The organism is Arthrobacter sp. 2762 (assembly GCF_040548745.1).
In the GTDB taxonomy this organism is placed as follows: Bacteria; Actinomycetota; Actinomycetes; order Actinomycetales; family Micrococcaceae; genus Arthrobacter.
The window spans coordinates 71402-90279 of record NZ_JBEPSI010000006.1 but is presented as its reverse complement, the minus strand read 5'-3'; the positions used below and the strand labels follow the sequence as shown (position 1 = coordinate 90279).

Annotated in this window: 18 protein-coding genes and 1 tRNA gene; 8 read left to right on the top strand and 11 right to left on the bottom strand. The window is 62.6% G+C overall.

What is annotated here, in order from left to right; all coding sequences use genetic code 11:
- Window positions 1–480 (bottom strand): FHA domain-containing protein FhaB/FipA, encoded by a 480-nt coding sequence (locus tag ABIE18_RS12725; protein WP_416418304.1) that lies wholly within the window; start codon window positions 478–480, stop codon window positions 1–3.
- 5 nt (window positions 481–485) lie between these two features.
- Window positions 486–1235 (bottom strand): FHA domain-containing protein, encoded by a 750-nt coding sequence (locus tag ABIE18_RS12720; protein WP_216924342.1) that lies wholly within the window; start codon window positions 1233–1235, stop codon window positions 486–488.
- Window positions 1236–1621: 386 nt separating this feature from the next.
- Here ABIE18_RS12720 and ABIE18_RS12715 point away from each other — a divergent pair.
- A tRNA-Leu gene (locus tag ABIE18_RS12715) sits at window positions 1622–1704 on the top strand.
- A 79-nt stretch (window positions 1705–1783) separates the two neighbouring features.
- Here ABIE18_RS12715 and ABIE18_RS12710 read toward each other — a convergent pair.
- The 3 genes from ABIE18_RS12710 to ABIE18_RS12700 all read right to left on the bottom strand — a co-directional run bounded on the left by ABIE18_RS12710 (window position 1784) and on the right by ABIE18_RS12700 (window position 4439).
- Window positions 1784–2482: a FadR/GntR family transcriptional regulator gene (locus tag ABIE18_RS12710; RefSeq protein ID WP_499723158.1), complete on the bottom strand. Its 699-nt coding sequence runs from the start codon at window positions 2480–2482 to the stop codon at window positions 1784–1786.
- 10 nt (window positions 2483–2492) lie between these two features.
- Window positions 2493–3620, bottom strand: a complete 1128-nt coding sequence (locus ABIE18_RS12705; protein ID WP_499723157.1) for an L-talarate/galactarate dehydratase — start codon at window positions 3618–3620, stop codon at window positions 2493–2495.
- 84 nt (window positions 3621–3704) lie between these two features.
- On the bottom strand, window positions 3705–4439 hold the full coding sequence (locus tag ABIE18_RS12700) for a TetR/AcrR family transcriptional regulator (protein ID WP_499723156.1): 735 nt from the start codon (window positions 4437–4439) through the stop codon (window positions 3705–3707).
- Between the two features lie 56 nt (window positions 4440–4495).
- On the opposite strand from ABIE18_RS12700, the gene ABIE18_RS12695 reads away from it, so the two are divergent.
- A complete protein-coding gene (locus ABIE18_RS12695) occupies window positions 4496–5923 on the top strand; it encodes a flavin monoamine oxidase family protein (protein ID WP_499723155.1) in 1428 nt (475 codons plus the stop codon).
- Window positions 5924–5981: 58 nt separating this feature from the next.
- Here ABIE18_RS12695 and ABIE18_RS12690 read toward each other — a convergent pair whose 3' ends face one another.
- Window positions 5982–6545, bottom strand: coding sequence for a hypothetical protein (locus ABIE18_RS12690; protein ID WP_499723154.1), 564 nt, complete (start codon window positions 6543–6545; stop codon window positions 5982–5984).
- Window positions 6546–6657: 112 nt separating this feature from the next.
- On the opposite strand from ABIE18_RS12690, the gene ABIE18_RS12685 reads away from it, so the two are divergent.
- Window positions 6658–7038: a VOC family protein gene (locus ABIE18_RS12685; protein ID WP_477514242.1), complete on the top strand. Its 381-nt coding sequence runs from the start codon at window positions 6658–6660 to the stop codon at window positions 7036–7038.
- 50 nt (window positions 7039–7088) lie between these two features.
- Here the strand turns inward: ABIE18_RS12685 and ABIE18_RS12680 are convergent, their stop codons facing one another.
- Window positions 7089–7538, bottom strand: coding sequence for a DUF5997 family protein (locus ABIE18_RS12680; RefSeq protein ID WP_223935217.1), 450 nt, complete (start codon window positions 7536–7538; stop codon window positions 7089–7091).
- A 33-nt stretch (window positions 7539–7571) separates the two neighbouring features.
- Between ABIE18_RS12680 and ABIE18_RS12675 the strand changes: the two genes are divergently transcribed.
- Window positions 7572–8297: a LysR family transcriptional regulator substrate-binding protein gene (locus ABIE18_RS12675; protein WP_431117381.1), complete on the top strand. Its 726-nt coding sequence runs from the start codon at window positions 7572–7574 to the stop codon at window positions 8295–8297.
- On the opposite strand, the gene ABIE18_RS12670 is transcribed toward ABIE18_RS12675, so the two are convergent.
- Entirely contained in the window at window positions 8298–8996 is a 699-nt protein-coding gene (locus ABIE18_RS12670) for a GntR family transcriptional regulator (RefSeq protein WP_499723153.1), read from the bottom strand.
- Window positions 8997–9105: 109 nt separating this feature from the next.
- On the opposite strand from ABIE18_RS12670, the gene ABIE18_RS12665 reads away from it, so the two are divergent.
- The 4 genes from ABIE18_RS12665 to ABIE18_RS12650 are packed head-to-tail and all read left to right on the top strand — an operon-like array spanning window position 9106 to window position 14731.
- Window positions 9106–9864 carry a LamB/YcsF family protein gene (locus tag ABIE18_RS12665; protein WP_499723152.1) on the top strand — a complete coding sequence of 253 codons (759 nt, stop codon included), beginning with the start codon at window positions 9106–9108 and terminating at the stop codon, window positions 9862–9864.
- A 45-nt stretch (window positions 9865–9909) separates the two neighbouring features.
- The gene (locus ABIE18_RS12660) at window positions 9910–11244 is read left to right on the top strand and encodes an MFS transporter (protein ID WP_477514246.1); all 1335 of its coding nucleotides are present in this window, start codon (window positions 9910–9912) and stop codon (window positions 11242–11244) included.
- A 30-nt stretch (window positions 11245–11274) separates the two neighbouring features.
- On the top strand, window positions 11275–12948 hold the full coding sequence (locus tag ABIE18_RS12655) for a 5-oxoprolinase subunit B/C family protein (protein WP_499723151.1): 1674 nt from the start codon (window positions 11275–11277) through the stop codon (window positions 12946–12948).
- A gap of 7 nt (window positions 12949–12955) precedes the next feature.
- The gene (locus ABIE18_RS12650; RefSeq protein WP_499723150.1) at window positions 12956–14731 is read left to right on the top strand and encodes an acetyl/propionyl/methylcrotonyl-CoA carboxylase subunit alpha; all 1776 of its coding nucleotides are present in this window, start codon (window positions 12956–12958) and stop codon (window positions 14729–14731) included.
- Window positions 14732–14862: 131 nt separating this feature from the next.
- On the opposite strand, the gene ABIE18_RS12645 is transcribed toward ABIE18_RS12650, so the two are convergent.
- The 3 genes from ABIE18_RS12645 to ABIE18_RS12635 form a co-directional block, all read right to left on the bottom strand.
- Window positions 14863–16119 carry a D-arabinono-1,4-lactone oxidase gene (locus ABIE18_RS12645; protein ID WP_499723149.1) on the bottom strand — a complete coding sequence of 419 codons (1257 nt, stop codon included), beginning with the start codon at window positions 16117–16119 and terminating at the stop codon, window positions 14863–14865.
- Between the two features lie 115 nt (window positions 16120–16234).
- The gene (locus tag ABIE18_RS12640; RefSeq protein WP_499723148.1) at window positions 16235–17230 is read right to left on the bottom strand and encodes a bile acid:sodium symporter family protein; all 996 of its coding nucleotides are present in this window, start codon (window positions 17228–17230) and stop codon (window positions 16235–16237) included.
- Between the two features lie 150 nt (window positions 17231–17380).
- Window positions 17381–18877 (bottom strand): SulP family inorganic anion transporter, encoded by a 1497-nt coding sequence (locus tag ABIE18_RS12635; RefSeq protein ID WP_499723147.1) that lies wholly within the window; start codon window positions 18875–18877, stop codon window positions 17381–17383.
- Window position 18878: the final 1 nt, after the last annotated feature.

Below are 18878 nucleotides of genomic sequence, written 5' to 3'. Positions count from 1 at the left end.
CTACGGCCTCAATTCAATGACCGTCTTGCCGATTCTCACGGGAACGCCAAGCTCCACCGGCAGGGCACGGGTGAGCTGTTGATCGGCCAGGTAGGTGCCGTTGGTGGACCCGAGGTCCTCAATGAACCAGCGGCTGCCCTGCGGGAACAAGCGTGCATGCCGGCCGGAAGCGTAGTCATCTTCCAGGACCAGTGTGGCTTCCTGAGCGCGGCCCAACAGGATAGGGCTTGCCGCCAAGGGAAGGGTGGTGCCTTTGAGAGGGCCTTCAGTCACCACCAGATTGCGCGCATGCTGGATGGCGGGCGCCGGGGAGGCGGCCAATTCGGGGTGCTTGCGGACCTCGCGCGCTGTGGGGGCCCCGGTCACGGCCTTGCGGCCGATCTGGAAGTCGCGGCGCATGGTGGACACGATGCTGAAGATCAAGACCCACAGCAACAACAGGAAACCGAAGCGAAGGGCCGTGATGGTCAGTTCGCTGATGTCGTTCACGCGTGGCCACCCAGGGTCTGGGGGAGGAGGCGGAAAATGATCTTTGTACGTCCCATCGTGATGGTTGAGCCGTCAGTGAGCTCCACGCTGCCGTCCACCTTGTGACCGTTGACGTAACTGCCATTGGTGGAACCAAGGTCAACGGCCCACGTAGTGCCGTTCTGGGTGCGGACCTCAAGGTGCTTCCTGGAAACTCCGGTGTCATCCACCAGGATGTCCGCTTCCGAAGAGCGGCCCAGCACGACCGACTGGGCATTGAGGGAATACCGCTGACCGGCAATGTCCAGGACAGGCTGGAGCCGGGTGGGCTGCCGGGCGGGTGCAGCTGGAACATTTGGCCGTGGGGCCTGTGGCGCGGCAGCGGCGTCGTCGGAGGATTTTTCGGTCCGGGAAGTTATTTCGAAGTGTCCGGCGCGTTCCTCTTCATTTCGACGGAACGAAATGCGGACCGCGCCCTGGAGCGTGTAGCCCTGGCTGCGAACGTGCTGGATGACCACATCGCACAGTTCCTCTGCCAGCGGGGTCCCCCACTCCTGGGCGCGTCCGAAATCTTCGTCGCTGAGGAGGACATCGAACACATTGGGGGCGAGAGTGCGCCCGGCTGCGATGGTGATGGACTTATTGTCCAGCTCGCGCCGTAGCTTGCTCGCGATTTCCACCGGCTCAACACGTGCCCGCGACCCCGTGGAGAAGACGTTGCGGACAGCCTTTTCAATGCCGCGCTCGACTTTGTCCAGCAAACCCATGGTCCTTCTCCTTTCCTCGCCGCGGCACCCACTGTGCCTGGTTCAATACTCCGTGCTTCGACCCGTCCATGCACACAGCAAAGTGAGCGCCGAACGGCCCTTCCACTTCCCGATACTACTGGGAGTGTCTGGGAATGGCCTTAATCCACAACGCCTTACGACGCGGAAAAGTTCGATTCCGGCCCGTTCTGACGGGGGAGCGAGGGGGTGAAAATTCCGTGCCGTTAACCAGAAGTTGTACGCCTTGGGGGCCTCGCGGCCGCGTTGTCCACACCCGGCAGGGACTCGATTGGTGTTTTGTCTGGAATGTCCGTTATGCTTGATCTCGCTGCTTTTGAAGGAAACGAAGCCGGGAGACCGGTGGAACGTCCTGAAAAAGAAGTTGCGCGCGAGTGGCGGAACGGCAGACGCGCTGGCTTCAGGTGCCAGTATCCGAAAGGGTGTGGGGGTTCAAATCCCCCCTCGCGCACGCAATTGTAAAGAGCCCCGGTCTTAGGATCGGGGCTCTTTTGCTTTGCCCGGAATGCCTGGCCGGACCATGGAAACTGTCAGCCGCGCGGCGAGCCCTTGAACCGGCGTCGCGAATTGCTCAGGTGCAGGCGCATGGCCGCCGAGGCAGCGGCTGGGTCGGCATCGGCGATGGCTGCATATATAGAGGAGTGCTCGTGGACCACTTGCTCGAAGCGTTCCCGGGAGTCCTCCTCGTCGCTGGCCAGTAGGCGTGTGCGGGGCATGGTGATCATCGTTTGGCCCAGCGCACTGATGCAGTCCGTATAAAAGGGATTGCCTGAAGCTGCAGCAACGGCCCGGTGGAATTCGAAGTCAGCCTTCATGGAATGGGCCGGGTGGCCGGAACTTGCCGTGAATTGCTCCAGGGCACCGTGGACTGCCTTCAATTGGTGCTCCGTGTGGTTCAGCGCAGCCAACGCTGCAGCTTCCGTCTCCACGCCGATCCTGAAGTCGAGCATCTGCAGCCGGTCTTCCATGCTCACAACCGGTCTTGTGCCCGGCGCTTGAAGAGGGCCGTCCGATGGCGGGGTCAGCGCGAAGCTGCCCCGCCCACGTTCGGTTTCGACAAGTCCCTCCGCCTGGAGGCGGGTCAGGGCCGAGCGGACCACTGTCCGGCTGACGCCGTATTCGCTGATGAGGGTATTTTCGCTGGGGAGTTTCTCACCTGGCTGGATGACGCCGTCGACGATGCGGTTGCGAAGGTCGGCGGCGAGATCCGCAGTCAGGTTTCGGCTCATGGGTTCAAGATTACGCGCCGAATTCCACGGATTCGGTGGTCCAGGCACGGGCCTGCCCGCTCAGCGTCACGCCGAGTCCGGGGCGGTCCGGAACGATCATGCGGCCGTTCTTGGTCTCGAGGCGTTCCTCGAACAGTGGATCCAGCCAATCGAAGTGCTCCACCCACGGCTCGCGCGGATAGGCGGCAGCCAGGTGGAGGTGGATCTCCATGGCGAAGTGCGGAGCCAGGCCAAGGCCACGTTCGTCGGCAAGGGCTGCGAGGCGCAGGAACTGGGTGATGCCGCCGACGCGTGGTGCATCGGGCTGGATGATGTCGCAACTGTTGGCGTTGATTAGGCCCTTGTGTTCCGCAACGGAGGCCAGCATCTCGCCTGTGGCGATGGGCGTGTCCAACACATGGGCAAGGTGGGCGTGACCCTCAAAATCGTAGGCGTCCAGGGGCTCTTCGATCCAGATGAGGTTGAATTCCTCAAGTTGGCGGCCCATGCGCAGGGCAGTCGCACGGTCCCACTGTTGGTTGGCGTCCACCATGAGAGGTACGTCCCAGCCGATGTGTTCGCGGACGCCGGCCACGCGACGGAGGTCTTCCTTGGAATCCGGCAGGCCCACCTTGATCTTGATGCCGCCAATGCCTTCTTCGATGGACTGCGTTGCGCGTGCCTTGACCTCTTCCAGCGTGGCGTTGAGGAAGCCGCCGGAGGTGTTGTAGGTCTGCACGGAGTCGCGATAGGAGCCCAGCAGTTTGGCCAGGGGGAGTCCGGCGCGCTTGGCTTTGAGATCGTAAAGTGCGATGTCTATTGCTGCCAGGGCCTGGGTTGCAACGCCCGAGCGGCCCACTGAAGCTCCGGCCCAGAGAAGCTTGGTGTAGATCCTGCCGATGTCGTTGGGGTCCTCGCCGATGATGCCCTCCGCGACCTCCTTGGCGTGGGCGTACTGGGCCGGACCACCAGCGCGTTTTGAATAGCTGAATCCGATGCCGCTGTGGCCCTGCTCCGTGGTGATCTCGGCGAAGAGGAACACGACTTCGGTCATCGGCTTCTGACGGCCCGTGAAGACCTTGGCGTCGCTGATGGGCACGGTGAGGGGCAAACGGGCCTTTGACAGCTTGATGTGTCGAATGAGATCTACGGGACTCATGGTTCTCCTAAGGGATGGGCATCTTTGCCTGAAACTTAGGATACAAGTTATTAACTTGTACTACAAGGAATGGCTGGCTGGAATCTACCGCCGCAGCGCCCCGAACCCGCTGATCAGAGCCTCGAGCCCCAGGTTAAAAGCAACGTCCGTTGGCCGCGGATGCTGCTCCAGGGCAAGTCTGTCGACGGCGGCGGTGAAGTTGGGCACCTGGTCGGCGAGCGAGCCGGCGTCGAAGATATCATCCGGCGCGGTGACGTCGTAAGCGGCCCCAAAGACGAAGGCCTCCAAAGCAACAATCGCCGAAATGATCTTCGCTTCCGGGAAGCCGGCGTCGCGGAATCCGGCGGTCACTGCCTCGTACATGGCCAGGGTCTTCGGGGCGTTCGCCACCGGCAGCACGGCAATGACGGGGATGAGTGGCGTGTGCTCCGAGAAGACATCCCGGTAGGACCACGCCCAGCGGCGCACGGCCACATCCCACGGCTCCACACCAAAAGCGGACACATCAACCATCGCGGCCAAGTGGTCCTCCACAAGCAAGAGCACGTCGTCCTTGGATGCTACGTGGTTGTAGAGGGCGGATGGCGCCACGCCCAGCGAGCGTGCCAGGGCTGCCATGGTGAGTCCGTCGTAGCCCTTGCTGCTGATTAACTCCAGGGCCGCCGTCGTGATGCCGTTCTGGTCCAGGATGCGCGCAATGGGGCGTCCGGCGCGCCGCCGAGCCTTGCTGGCAGAAGCGGGGGCAACGCCCGGCTCGGGTTCTGGAGCGGGTGTGGGTGCGGGCATCGGAAGCCTTTCTGCTGCCTGTATCTCCAGCATTATTCCATCGGGTCTTCCCAGTCACGGACTTGGCCGCTATTATCGAATATAAATGAATGGCATTCATTTATTGGTCAGCCACCACGGACGGCCACGGAGAGGACATCATGCAGAATCTTGATCGCGACGTTGTGATCGTCGGTGCCGGACCGTCAGGGTTGACGGCGGCACGCGAATTGAAGAAGGCCGGACTCAGCGTTGCAGTGCTTGAAGCACGCGACCGCGTGGGCGGCCGCACCTGGACCGACACGATCGACGGCGCCATGCTGGAAATCGGCGGCCAGTGGGTTTCCCCGGACCAGACGGCCCTCATGGACCTGCTGGACGAGCTGGGACTGAAAATGTACTCGCGCTACCGCGACGGCGAGTCCGTTTACATCGGTGCCGACGGCAAACGCGTCCAGTACACGGGTGACACATTCCCCGTAAACGAGCACACCAAGGCCGAGATGGACAAGCTCGTTGCCATCCTGGACGGGCTCGCCGCGGAGATCGGACCCACCGAGCCCTGGGCGCACCACAAGGCCCGCGAACTCGACACCATCTCCTTCCACCACTGGCTCCGCCAGAACTCCAACGACGAGGAAGCCTGCAATAACATCGGGCTCTTCATCGCCGGCGGCATGCTCACTAAGCCCGCCCACGCATTCTCTGCGCTGCAGGCTGTTCTCATGGCCGCTTCTGCAGGGTCCTTCACACACCTGACGGACGAAGACTTCATCCTGGACAAGCGCGTGATTGGTGGCATGCAGCAGGTTTCGCTGCTCCAGGCAGCCGAGCTGGGTTCCGACGTCGTCCTAAACAGCCCGGTTCGCACCATCAACTGGGACGTGGACCGCGTGACGGTTGAGTCTGAGCAAGCCACGGTGAACGCGCGGTATGTCATCATGGCCGTGCCGCCCAACCTGTACTCGCGCGTTTCCTTCAACCCGCCGCTGCCGCGCCGTCAGCACCAGATGCACCAGCACCAGTCACTGGGCCTGGTCATCAAGGTGCATGCTGTGTACAGCACGCCGTTCTGGCGCGAAGAAGGCCTCTCCGGCACCGGTTTCAGCGCCGGCGCCCTGGTCCAGGAGGTCTACGACAACACCAACCACGGCGATTCCCGGGGCACCTTGGTGGGCTTTATTTCGGATGAAAAGGCCGACGCCGTATTCGAGCTCAGCGCCGAAGACCGCAAAAAGGCCGTCCTCCAGTCCATCGCCGGCTTCCTCGGCGACAAGGCCCTCACCCCCGAGGTCTACTACGAATCAGACTGGGGCTCCGAGGAATGGACCCGCGGCGCATACGCTTCCAGCTACGATCTCGGCGGCCTGCACCGCTACGGCAAGGACCAGCACGCGAACGTGGGACCGATCTACTGGTCCTCGTCCGATCTCGCCGCCGAGGGCTACCAGCACGTGGACGGCGCGGTCCGGATGGGCCAGGCAACCGCAGCCCGCATCGTCGAGGCCAACAAGTTGAGCGCGCTGCCGGTCGGCTAGGGGGTGGCGCCGGGATGGCACTTAATACCCTTTTCCCGCCTGAGATCGGTGTTAAGTGTCACCTCGGCGCGGCTTGTCCGGCTCCCGGCACGCCTGCGGCTCGCTCCGCTTCGATGAGTGCTTGTGCCAGACGCTCGACGGCGGCCTGGTAGTCAGTCCCGGGTGTCACCCGGCAGCGCTCAGCCTCCCGCATAGCGCGGGCAAGTGCAGCTGTCTCGGCCGTTCTGACGTCCGTCATGGCTGGGAAGTTTATTGCTTGCCCGGGATCGAGTTCGTAGCGCTGCCACTGCTGGAGGACGCTCGCGTGGCGGGCGGCAGCTTCAGCAAAACCAGGACGACGTCGGGGCTCAGCTGAGTGGAGACGCTCCACCCTGCGGCTGGTTGCCAGCGTTGCTGCTGCCGTGGTCATCGCGACGAAGACCATGATCAGTCCTGCCGGTGGCCATTCCACTGCGGGAACCAGGATGGCCGGAAGAATCACCACCAAGCCCGCGAAGAGATCCCAGAAGATCGTGTCCGGTTCCGGGCCGCGCCCATGCGTGAGTTTTCTGTGGAGGACGAACGTGGTTGCCGCTGTTGCGAGCACCAGGGCTACGCCCCACAGGAGCATCATGGCGGGCATTGGACACCTCCAGGCGAGTACGCGCTGCTGTGATTTCAGTATGCGCCAGAGTGTTTCCGGGCAACACCTCCGTACGGACAATTCACCGCTCCCCGGGCGTAGCCTATGCACCATGAGACTGAAAATGTGCAGCATCCACGTCAAGGACCCGGCTACGGCCCACGCTTTCTATACGGAAACGCTGGGCTTCGAGACTTTGATGGCCATGCCCGAGTACAACCTCTTCATCATTAAGGATCCCGGCGCGGACAACACTTCGGTGGGACTCCTGCTGGAGCCCAGCGACAACCCGATTGGCGCTAACTACATGAACGCCCTCCATGAGGCCGGGTTGGCAGCGATCACCTTTGGCGTGCCTGACGTCCAGGCTGAATATGAGCGTCTGCTGGCTGCCGGCGTGACGTTCCAGGGCGAACCCAGTGAGGATTTCTCCGGGATCAGCGCGGTCTTCGACGACGGGTGCGGGAACTTCGTCCAACTCCACCAGGACTAGTTAAACAGCTCTGGCCGGGACCAAAGGGTCCCGGCCACAGTCAGCTGAAACTATGCGTGATCGCGCTTTGACGTCTTCGGGGCATCGCGCTTGGCCGCTGCGTTGTCTTTGGCTTCCTTGGTGGCTGCCTTCTTCGCAGCTTCGTCCTTGACCCGCTGCGCCTCGGCGCGGACGGCAGCGTGGGTGGCGCGCTCCACAACCAACCACTGCGGCGGAGCCTGCAGCAGCTCGGTGATTTCCGCCGTCGTGAGTGCTTCTTCGACGCCGCCGCGGGCGAGGCCGCTGATGGAGACGTTCAGCTTCTGTGCCACCACCGGGCGCGGGTGCGGGCCGTTGCGGCGGAGCTCGGCGAGCCACTCCGGCGGGTTGGCCTGGAGTTCGGCGAATTCTTCGCGGGAGATGGACGAATCCTGGAACTCCTGGGGTGTCGCGGGCAGGTAGATGCCGAGTTTCTTGGCAACGGTTGCCGGTTTCATGGACTGGGAGTTCGAGGACGTCATGCTTCAAGGGTATCTGGCCGGTACTGTGAGTGTGTGCCAGCCGCTGAAGAATCCGCCCAAATAACCGAGCCCCCCACCGAGCTTCGCTTCGCTTATGTGGCCGGTGTGACGCCTGGGAAATGGATCCGGCGGTGGGAAGAGCGGATGCCGGACGTCCCATTGCATGCGTTCATGTCCGACGACGGTGCGCAGCTTTCGGTTCTGCGCGACGGTTCCGCTGACCTTAGCTTTGTTCGGCTGCCCGTGGACCGGGAAGGCCTGAACGTCATTCCCCTCTATGAAGAGCAGCCAGTGGTGGTCGCTCCCAAGGGGCACGAGATCTCCGTGTTTGAAGAAGTAGCGCTGGAGGACCTGTCCGAGGAGAACTTCCTGGATGTGGAGGAAATGGGCGGGCCCCATATGGCCTTGCAGGTGGTGGCTTCCGGAGCCGGATTGGCCATCCTGCCCATGTCAGTTGCCCGGCACCTGAACAACAAGCAGACCGTCATGCGGCTATTGACTGGCGCTCCTGGAACGCAGATCGGCCTCGCTTGGCTTGCTGGTACGGATAGTCCGGTGATCGAGGAGTTCATCGGGATCGTGCGCGGCCGGACTGCGCAGAGTTCACGCCAGCCGTCCGCCCAGCAGGAGAAGCCGAAGAAGGCGCCCAAGCCGGATCGTCGCGGGGGCGGGGCCAAGAAGCCTGCCGTCGCGCAGCGCTACGCCCCGAATCCGGACAAGGGCCGCGGCAAGGGTTCGCGCAAGAAGGGCAAGCGCTAGTTATTCACCGTGGATGGTGGCCTGCTGCTGCTCTGACCTGTTGAGGTAGGCGAGCAGAAGGTCCCCGGCGCGCTCCAGGTCGCCGGATTCGAGCGCTGAGCAAATCTGCTCGTTTTCCTTGAGCCAGTCGCTGTAGAAGTGCGCGTTCATGGTGGCCTTGTGGAAGTAAAGACGCATCTCAGCGAGCACTTGGGCCATGATCGTGTTCAGTCTCCCGCTTTCGGCCAGGGCAACGATCGCCCCGTGGAAATGCTGGTTGGCGCTGCCCAAGCCCTCGTTGTCATTGGCGACTGCTGCGCGCTTTCCCTCCTCGACGGCGGCCCTGACGGCGGCAATGCGCTCGGGGGAACCGCCGGCACGGATGGAACTGACCTCAATGGCGCGGCGGACCGTATAGACATCGTGAATATCCCCTGCTTCCAGGGTGGCGACGTACACTCCGCGGTTGGGGTGACGGACCAGGAGCCGTTCGCTGGCTAGTTCCGCGAAGGCTTCACGGACAGTGTTGCGGGAAACGCCCAGGTCCTCGGCGATGGTTGCTTCCGTGAGCTTGGCACCTGGCACAAGGAAGCCCTCGGCCAGTTGGTAGCGCAGTTCCTCGGCGACCCTCTCGGCAACCGAAGGCACCCGAAGGCGCATACGGGCGCCGGCGCCGTCGATGCCAGTTCTTTCGCTGGATTCCTGATCTGCACTGGCCATGACACCAAAATTACACGATTGCCAAAAATTAGGATCGCTGGATTGTTGAACAATCCGGTAATCTGGTGCATCCTTGATGTAACGCACATCACGAGGCAGGAATCACACCATGGCAATCATCGACCTGAACAGCGACGTCGGAGAGTCCTTCGGACGTTGGACGTTGGGCGACGACGCAGCCATGTTCGAATCCGTTTCCAGTGCCAACGTTGCGTGCGGATTCCACGCTGGCGACCCCAGCGTTATTCGCAGCACCTGCAAGAAGGCGGCTGAGGCCGGCGTCGTGATTGGCGCCCACGTCGGCTACCGGGATCTTGCAGGATTCGGCCGTCGCTTCCTGGATGTTGATCCCATGGAGCTGGCCGACGACGTCGTTTACCAGATCGGCGCCCTGCAGGCGCTGGCTGCCACGACGGGTGCGAGCGTCCAGTACGTGAAGCCCCACGGCGGTCTCTACAACGCGATCGTCAAGCACACCGCGCAGGCAAAGGCCGTCGTCGACGCCGTGAAATCCGTTGACCCCGCCCTCCCGATCCTCGGTCTCCCCGGTTCCGAAGTCCTCCGTCTTGCAGACGCAGCCGGACTTCGTGGTGTTTCCGAAGCTTTCGCGGACCGCGCCTACAACCGGGACGGAACCCTCGTCTCACGCACCCAAGCAGGCGCCGTCCTTCACGATCCCGCTGAAGTGGCGGAACACGTTTTGCGGATGGCCACCGAACAGTCCGTCAGGACCATCGATGGTTCCATCCTGAAGATCCGCGCGGAGAGCATCTGCGTGCATGGTGACTCACCGGGAGCCGTCGCGATGGCTACTGCGGTGAAGTCCGCTCTCGACGACGCCGGCGTCAGCATCGGCTCGTTCCTCTAAATCCCCAAGCTTGAGCACAACCCCCTCATCCCCCCGGAGGAAACCATGACCAGCACCAACGCAGCCAAGGCCGTGACAAGGAAGCCACCGGCCGGCGCCCTGAAGGCTTACGTAGCCAGCCTCACCGGCACGTCGCTTGAATATTATGACTTCGCTATCTACTCCGTAGCTTCGGCCCTCGTCTTTCCCAAGATCTTCTTTCCCGGCAACGATGAATTCGTTGCACTATTGCTCTCCTTCTCAGCTTTTGCAGTGGGCTACTTGGCCCGTCCGATCGGCGGCGTCATCTTCGGGCGTTTGGGCGACAAGATTGGCCGCAAGTACGTCCTGGTCTTCACGCTCGTGCTTATCGGAGTCGCGACCGTCCTCATCGGTGCGCTGCCCGACTACTCAGTGATCGGCGTGGCGGCGCCCACTATCCTGGTCCTTCTTCGCCTCGCCCAGGGCATCGGTGTAGGTGGCGAATGGGGCGGAGCGGTTCTGCTGTCCAGCGAATTCGGCGACCCCAACAAGCGTGGCTTCTGGTCCTCCGCTGCGCAGATCGGCCCGCCCGCAGGCAACCTCATGGCCAACGGCGTCCTCGCCATCCTTGCTGCTTCATTGAGCACTGAGGCGTTCCTCTCCTGGGGCTGGCGCGTCGCCTTCCTCGCCTCCGCACTCCTGGTGGTCTTTGGCCTGATCATCCGCCTCAAGCTCGAAGAAACCCCGGTCTTCAAGGCGATCCAGGCCCACGGCGAACGACCCAAAGCACCCATCAAGGAGGTCTTCACCACCGAACCCAAGGCCTTGGTTTCCGCTGCGCTCTCGCGGGTCTGCCCTGACGTTCTCTACGCGCTGTTCACGGTGTTTGTTGCGGTGTACGCCACCAAGCAACTTGGCATGACTACAGGCAATGTCCTGGCAGCCATCCTCATCGGTTCCGCGTTCCAGCTGTTCCTCATTCCGTTGGCCGGCGCTCTAACCGACCGCTTCAACCGCCGCCTTGTCTACGGCGTTACAGCAGCCGCTACAGCCGTCTATATTCCCCTGTTCTTCCTCATGATCCAGGGCAAGTCAGTGGTTATGCTGACCATCGGCACAGTGATCGGTTTGGCGCTCCACGCATTCATGTATGGCCCGCAGGCCGCCTTCATCACTGAGCAGTTCCCAGCCCGCCTGCGCTATGCCGGCAGCTCCTTGGCTTACACGCTGGCCGGCGTGATTGGTGGAGCCGTTGCGCCCATCATTTTCACAGCTCTCTACGGCGCGGCATCCGGCGGCTGGTATTTGATCGCCGGGTACCTCGTCCTGACAGCCGTTGTCACGATCGTGGGCATGGTCCTGGGCCGGGATCCGAAGCCTGAAGAAGACGTTCGCCTTCTGCAGGAGTCGCCCGCCTAATTGGCGGCGAAGCGGATGATGGAGACCGTGATGCAAACGACCACCGCGAAGCAATCGACCACCGCGAAGCAATCGACCACAGCGAAAAGGGTCCGCTCCGTGCGACCCGTCGGCACCCGTGCCGTCCTTGCGGAGCTGGATGGGCTGCAGGACGTATTGGCCCTGCAGGACATGCTCTACAAGTCTCCGCTCCCTGGCCAGGTTGACGTGCTGGCAGCAGCCGAAACGGTTATGGTTGTTGGCGAATCCGCAGCGGCAACCCGGGCCATCGGCGCCCGGTTGCTCGAACTGGAACTCACCGCGACCGAGGTTACTGACTCTGGGCTTGCGGTCATCGATACCCTGTACGACGGCGATGATCTTGCCGATGTCGCGGAGCTCACCGGGCTGAGCGTGGAGGGCGTAATTTCGGCCCACACGGGCCAGATCTGGACTGTTGCTTTCGCCGGCTTCGCTCCCGGATTCGGCTACATGGTGGGCGAGAATGAAGTCCTCACGGTTCCCCGCCGCTCCTCACCGCGCACGGCTGTTCCCGCTGGATCCGTCGCCCTCGGCGGCCAGTACTCGGCTGTCTATCCCCGGCGTTCTCCCGGCGGTTGGCAGTTGATTGGCCGAACGGGAGCCCGTATGTGGGATCTCGACCGTCCGCAACCGGCCCTGGTTCGGCCCGGTGACAGGGTGCAGTACCGCGCTGTTCGGGAGGTTGTCACGGCCAGTGCGGAGCATCAAGCTGAACCCGAGGCTGATCACCAGACGGACTCCGGCCTGCGGATACTCAACCCCGGCGCTCAAAGCCTCGTCGAGGACCTGGGCCGCAGAGGTTACGGGGCCTTGGGGGTCTCGGCGGCCGGTGCCTTGGACCGGGCATCCCTGCGCCGCGCCAACCGCCTCGTCGGCAACATTTCCTCGGCCGCAGCCATCGAAACCGTCAATGGCGGGCTTACGGTGGAAGCGGTCGGCGACCAGGTGATTGCCGTGACAGGGGCGCCTGCCACCTTGACTGTCCAGTCGCCGTCGTCGGCTGAATTTGAGGAGTCTGACAGCGAAGCCCGGGACGAAGTGCGCAGCGTCCCGATGGCTGCTCCATTCGCCTTGCTTGACGGTGAAATACTTACGCTCGGACCGCCCGAGGCCGGGTTCCGCAATTACGTTGCAATCCGCGGTGGCATAGCGGTTCCCGAAGTCCTGGGGAGTCGTTCGGCCGATACGATGTCCGGGATCGGACCTGCCCCACTGATGGTTGGGCAGGAGCTCCCGGCGGGCGACGCCACGGCGTCTACTGCGGTTGGAAGCCCGGAGCTGCAACCGGCATTCCCGGGCACCGGTGTCACTGTTCTCGATGTGATTCCCGGACCGCGCGCTGATTGGTTCGACCAGTCCGCCATCGAGTCCCTGACAAGTCAGGAATGGCTGGTCACACCACAATCCAATCGCGTGGGCATGCGACTGGACGGTACTCCTCTCCAGCGCGCCCGCGAGGGTGAACTTCCCAGCGAGGGGACTATGGCTGGTGCCCTCCAGATCCCGCCCGCCGGACTTCCCGTGCTGTTCTTGGCCGACCACCCCATCACCGGTGGGTACCCCGTGATCGGCGTGGTTCGCGACGAACACCTTGACCTTGCCGGGCAGGTCCCCATTGGCGGACGGATCCGGTTCCGGATGGTCCCCGATTCCCCCGACTTCACCAAGACCCCAGAGAAGTGAGTATTTGATGCGAAAGGTCCTGATTGCGAACCGCGGAGAAATCGCTGTTCGAGTCGCCCGAGCCTGCGATGACGCCGGCATTTCCTCGGTGGCCGTATATGCGGACATCGACGCCGACGCAATGCACGTGGGTGCCGCGGATGAAGCCTATAGCCTGGGCGGAAACAGCCCCGCTGACACATACCTTAACGTCGCGAAGCTGCTAGCCGTTGCCGAACAGTCGGGGGCTGACGCCGTCCACCCCGGGTATGGCTTCCTTTCGGAAAACGCCGACTTTGCGCAAGCAGTCCTCGACGCCGGACTCGAGTGGATCGGTCCGTCACCGGAATCGATCCGGCAGTTGGGCAACAAGATTACAGCCCGCGAGATCGCCATCCGTGCTGGTGCCCCCCTTGTGACCGGCAGCGATGGGCCGGTTGCCACTGCTGCTGAAGCCCGGGCATTTGCCGAGAAACACGGACTGCCAGTGGCCATCAAGGCGGCCTTTGGCGGCGGTGGTCGAGGGCTCAAGGTTGTCCGCGACCTCGCCGAAGTGGAGGAGGCTTTCGATTCCGCAGTGCGTGAAGCCATCACAGCGTTCGGGCGCGGGGAATGCTTCGTGGAACAGTACCTTGACAGGCCTCGGCACGTGGAGGCGCAGGTCATCGCGGATACCCACGGCAACGTCGTTGTGGTGGGTACGCGCGATTGCTCCCTCCAACGCCGTCACCAGAAGCTCGTGGAAGAGGCACCCGCGCCTTTCCTCACCGAGTCCCAGCAGCAACAGATCCATGACGCCGCCAAAGCAATCGTCCGCGAGGCCGGCTACTACGGCGCCGGGACTGTTGAATTCCTGGTCTCCGCAGATGGGGCCGTGGCCTTCCTCGAGGTAAACACGCGCCTGCAGGTGGAGCACCCGATAACCGAGGAAACGGCTGGGATTGACCTCGTTCAGGAGCAGTTCCGCATTGCAGCCGGCCTGCCCTTGAGCATTACCGAGGATCCCACAGCCCGCGGCCATTCCTTTGAGTTCCGCATCAACGCCGAGGACGTTGGCCGCGGATTCCTGCCTTCCCCGGGCACAGTGGCATCGTTCCAAGCGCCCACGGGTCCCGGCATTCGTTTGGATACAGGCGTGCGTGCGGGCTCGTTTATTGCACCGCAGTTCGATTCGCTCCTGGCCAAATTGATTGTTACTGGTGCCGACCGCCAGCAAGCGCTGCGCCGCGCACGCCGTGCACTTGCCGAAATGGAGATCACCGGACTGCCCACCGTTTTGCCGTTCCACCGCGCGGTTGTGGAATCCGATGACTTTACGTCCGTAGCCGGGCTGCGCGTTCACACCCGGTGGATCGAGACAGACTTCGCAGACCAGATCCCCGTTGATTCCGAATACAACGTTGTTGCCCCAAGTGGCGTGCGGCGCACCATCACCGTGGACATCGACGGCAAGCGGCTCGCGGTGGGACTCCCGGCTGATCTGCTGGAGGGTTGGGCCCGGTCAGGGCAGGGACTTCCCTCAGGCTCGGTGGTCACGGGGTTGCAGGGCGATTACGTGGGAGCGTCCGATTCAGGGGGAGCTTCGCCAGCGGAATCAGCCCTGGTTTCCAGCATGGCCGGCACCGTTGTGAAGTGGCTCGTGGAGCCCGGCACCGAGGTCTCGGCAGGGGACCCCTTGCTGGTGGTGGAGGCCATGAAGATGGAAACGCAGGTGGCAGCACACCGTGCGGGTACGCTCTCCGAGGTGCTCTCGGCACCCGGCGGTGTGGTCACCGCGGGAGCCGTGCTGGCGCACATCCAGTAGTCCGGCTGGCTTAACCCCGACGGCGGTCCAGCCCTTCGTGAGGGGGCCGGGCCGCCGTCGTGCTCGGTTCTGGTCAGGACGGTCGCTGGAACGTCGCTAGCCTGCCATTTCGTCGCTGGGGCAACAACGGATCAGCGGCCAAGCAACGAGGTTGTGGCTCCCAAGATGCTGTCCAAGAGGCCGTTCCGGAACTTGCCGGAGGGGTCGTTGGTGACGGCGAGGCTGCAGAAATCCTCGAAGCGTGGGTAGAGCGCGGCGAAGTCGTACAGGCTTGGCGTGAAGAGCTTGCCCCAGTGCGGCCTCGCGCCGAATGGGCGTAGTGCTTCCTCCAGTTCCGGGAGTGCCGCTTCCACCTGGGCTTGCAGTGGCTTCCATGTGAAGTGGAGGGCCACGCTTTGTTGCCGGTAGAACGGGCTGAGCCAGAACTCATCCGCGGCTACGGTACGGATTTCGGAGATGAACAACAGCGGTGCCAGCTTGTCCGCGAGCTCTCGGACAGCTTCAAGCGCAGCGGGTGCATGCTCCAGGGGCAGGAGGAATTCGCTCTGCAGTTCCTCGCCATTGCTCGGCGTGAATTCGTGGCGGAAGTGCGGCAGGCGGTCCAGCCATTTGCCGGGCTCGTCCAGCTGACCCGTGCAGTTCTCCGCCGACATCCCGGGCAGTGGGTGGAGGGCGGCAGTAGCGGAGGTTGCTCCGAACAGGTCCGGCAACGGAGCTTCGGTGTCCAGTGCCTTGAGCCAGACCTGCGGGATGGACCCGCCGGTGTAATTGGTGAAAAAGCTGACGCTGTACGCGGCCGACGCGATGTTCGCGAAGTCAGCCAGCGCCCGCTCCCACGGCAGTCCCGTGAGCACGCGCTGCCGCATCTGATAGCTCGGCCGGACGGCCAGTTCCAGTCCTGTGACGATCCCCAGGGCGCCGACTCCCACAACGCTGGCGAGGAACTCGTCGTCGTCCTGAGCAAGCGTCACCAGCCCGCCATCTGCACGCACCAGGTCAATGCTTACAACCGCGCCAGCCAAGGAGGGATTGCCGACACCACTGCCGTGCGTCCCGGTTTGGATGGCTCCAGCTACCGAGATGTGGGGGAGTGAAGCGAGGTTGTGGATGGCATAACCCTGTTCCTCGACTGCCCGGCAAAGTGCGCCATAGCTGATACCGCCGCTGACTTTGACGGTGCCCTTCTCGGCATCAAGTGAGATTTCCTGGGGCAATGCATCCAGGAGAACGTGCATGCCATCGGTGTCTGCGACCTTGTTGAACGAGTGGCGGGAACCTAGGGCCTTGATCCGCGGCGCGTTGGCCACAAGCCCGCGCAGCTGGTCCACGGAGGTGGGCCGCTGGACTTCTGCGGACGAATACTCAAGGTTTCCTGCCCAGTTCTTCATTGAATGATCTTCCCACTTGGTTACTTATCGGCTCCCGCAATTGTTAACGTTCACAACTAATTGCGTCAAGAGGCGTCCAATTGGTTGATGGAGTCTTAGCTGGAGCCGCGGGACGCTAGTCCTTCAGTGGTCGGCGAGCCAGCCATGCCGCGACGATCGCGCCGGAGATGTTATGCCACAGCGAGAAGACGGCAGAAGGCAGCGCAGCCAGCGGACTAAAGTGCGCCGTGGCAAGGGTCGCGGCCAAACCGGAGTTCTGCATGCCCACCTCGAAGGCCAGGGCGCGGCGGGCCTTATCATCCAGGCGGCCCAGCTTACCGGCCAGGTAGCCCAAGCCCAGCCCAAAGCCATTGTGGAGGACGACTGCCAGGAACACGATGGCGCCGGCTGCAACGATCTTGCTGGCGCTGCCGGCCACGACGATCGCCACGATCAGTGAAATCACGACGGCGGACGCCCACGGAAGTGCCGGAAGCACCTTTGCGACCAGCTTGGATAGGAAGAGTCGAGCGAGCAGGCCTGCGATGACCGGAAGCAACACGGTCTTCACGATGTCCAGCACCATGGCGCCAGCATCAATGTGCAGGAACGAACCGGCCAGCAGGAGAGTCAGTGCCGGCGTGACGATGGGAGCGATCAATGTGGAAACCGAGGCGACAGCGACCGACAACGCGACGTCACCCTTGGCGAGGAACGCCATCACGTTGGACGCAGTACCGGACGGTGCGCAGCCCACAAGAATAAGGCCGACGGCGAGCTCGGGCGGAAGCTGAAGCAGGACGGCAATCAACCAGCCTGCCCCGGGCATGATCACGTAGTGAGCCACGATGCCGAGTGCCACAGCCCATGGACGACGCGCCACAGAAGCGAAGTCGGGCGGCGTCAGCGTGAGGCCCATGCAGAACATGATGACGCTCAGCAGATAGGGAACGGCGACGCCCATCGGCTTGAACAGTTCCGGAAGGAGGAACCCGAGGACGCCGGCCAGCACAACCAGGAGCGGGAAAACCGTCACGGCTATCCGCGCGATTTTGGCCTCTGCGGCGAGAGCTGCGTTGACGGGAGCCTCGGACCCTGAAGTGTCTGTCTGGGAATTCGTTGCCTCAAGCATTCATCCATGCTCACATTGGTCCGCGGGCATGACCGAGTTCGTTACTTCCAATACGGCATATATGTCAGATGACCGTCTTTTGTTCCCAACTAGGTCGCAGCAGTGCGCGTTTTGAGAGCTCATAACGCGCACAATTGCGACCTAGTTGGGTCAGGAGTTGAGCTTTCCCGCGAGCCGTTCGCGCATCCGGATACTGGCCTCGTTAAGCCCGATGAACTCCACCTCGCGCCCGTGGTTCCGGTACTTTTCGGTGACGGAATCCAGCACGGCAATAGTGGATGCATCCCAAAGGTGCGAGTTATGGAGATCGATGACGACACGATCTATGCCTTCCGAGGAATCCTTTGCATAGTCGAACTGGGTGTACAGATCATTGGACGAGGCAAAGAAGAGTTCGCCGTCCACCGTATAGGTGGCCACTGTTTCACCGTTGAGCTCCAGTTCGGTCCGCTCGACAGTAGCGAAGTGCGCCACGCGGCGCGCAAACAGCACCATCGCGGTCAAAACGCCGACGCCGACACCCACCGCCAGGTTGTGCGTCGCCACAACAGCGGCAACAGTGATCAGCATGACGGCGGTCTCTGATCTCGGCAGTCGCTTCAGGGTGGACAGACGAACAGAATGCCACTCGAAGGTAATCAGGGAAACGAAGATCATCACGGCAACAAGGGCCGCCATGGGAATCATCCCCACAACATCACCCAGGACAACCACCAGGACCAGCAGGAAGACGCCAGCCAAAAACGTTGAGAGCCGGCTCCGCGCGCCGGATCCCTTGACGTTGATCATGGTCTGTCCGATCACGGCACACCCACCCAGTCCGCCAAGGAATCCCGTAACGATGTTGGCCACCCCCTGACCCCAGGAAACGCGTGTCTTGTTGGACCGCGTGTCTGTGATGTCGTCCACCAGCTTTGCCGTCAGGAGTGATTCCAGCAGGCCAACCAGGGCCATGGACAACGCGAAGGGCGCGATGATCTGGAACGTCTCCAGGTTCAGCGGGACATTGGGCAGGAAGAACCCGGGCAGGCTGTGGGGGAGCTCGCCTTTGTCACTGACCGTTGGAACATCGATGTGCCCCAGAACTGTAACCAGAGTAATGACCACGATTGCCACGAGAGGCGCAGGAATGGCCGTGGTCAGGCGAGGTAGGCCAAAGACCATGACGAGTCCCACGGCAACAATTGGATAGACCATCCACGGGACATTGAAGAGTTCCGGCATCTGCGAGATGAACACCAAAATTGCCAGTGCGTTCACGAAACCGATCATCACCGACCGCGGAATGAACCGCATGAGCCGCGTGACACCGAGTACAGCCAGGATGATCTGGAAGAGACCCGCCAGGATGATCGTGGCGATCAGGTAGTCGAGTCCGTGCTCCTTCATCACGGGAGCGATGACCAACGCCACGGCCCCTGTCGCTGCAGAGATCATGGCTGGACGACCACCAACAAAGGCCGTCACCACGCCCATGGTGAAGGAAGCGAACAACCCGACCCTGGGATCAACGCCCGCGATGATCGAGAACGCGATGGCCTCCGGAATGAGCGCCAGTGCAACCACCAGTCCAGCCAGGGATTCCGTCAGCAGGCGGCGGGGCGAGCGGAAGGTCACCCGCAGTGACATGAGTTGCTCGGGAGTCATG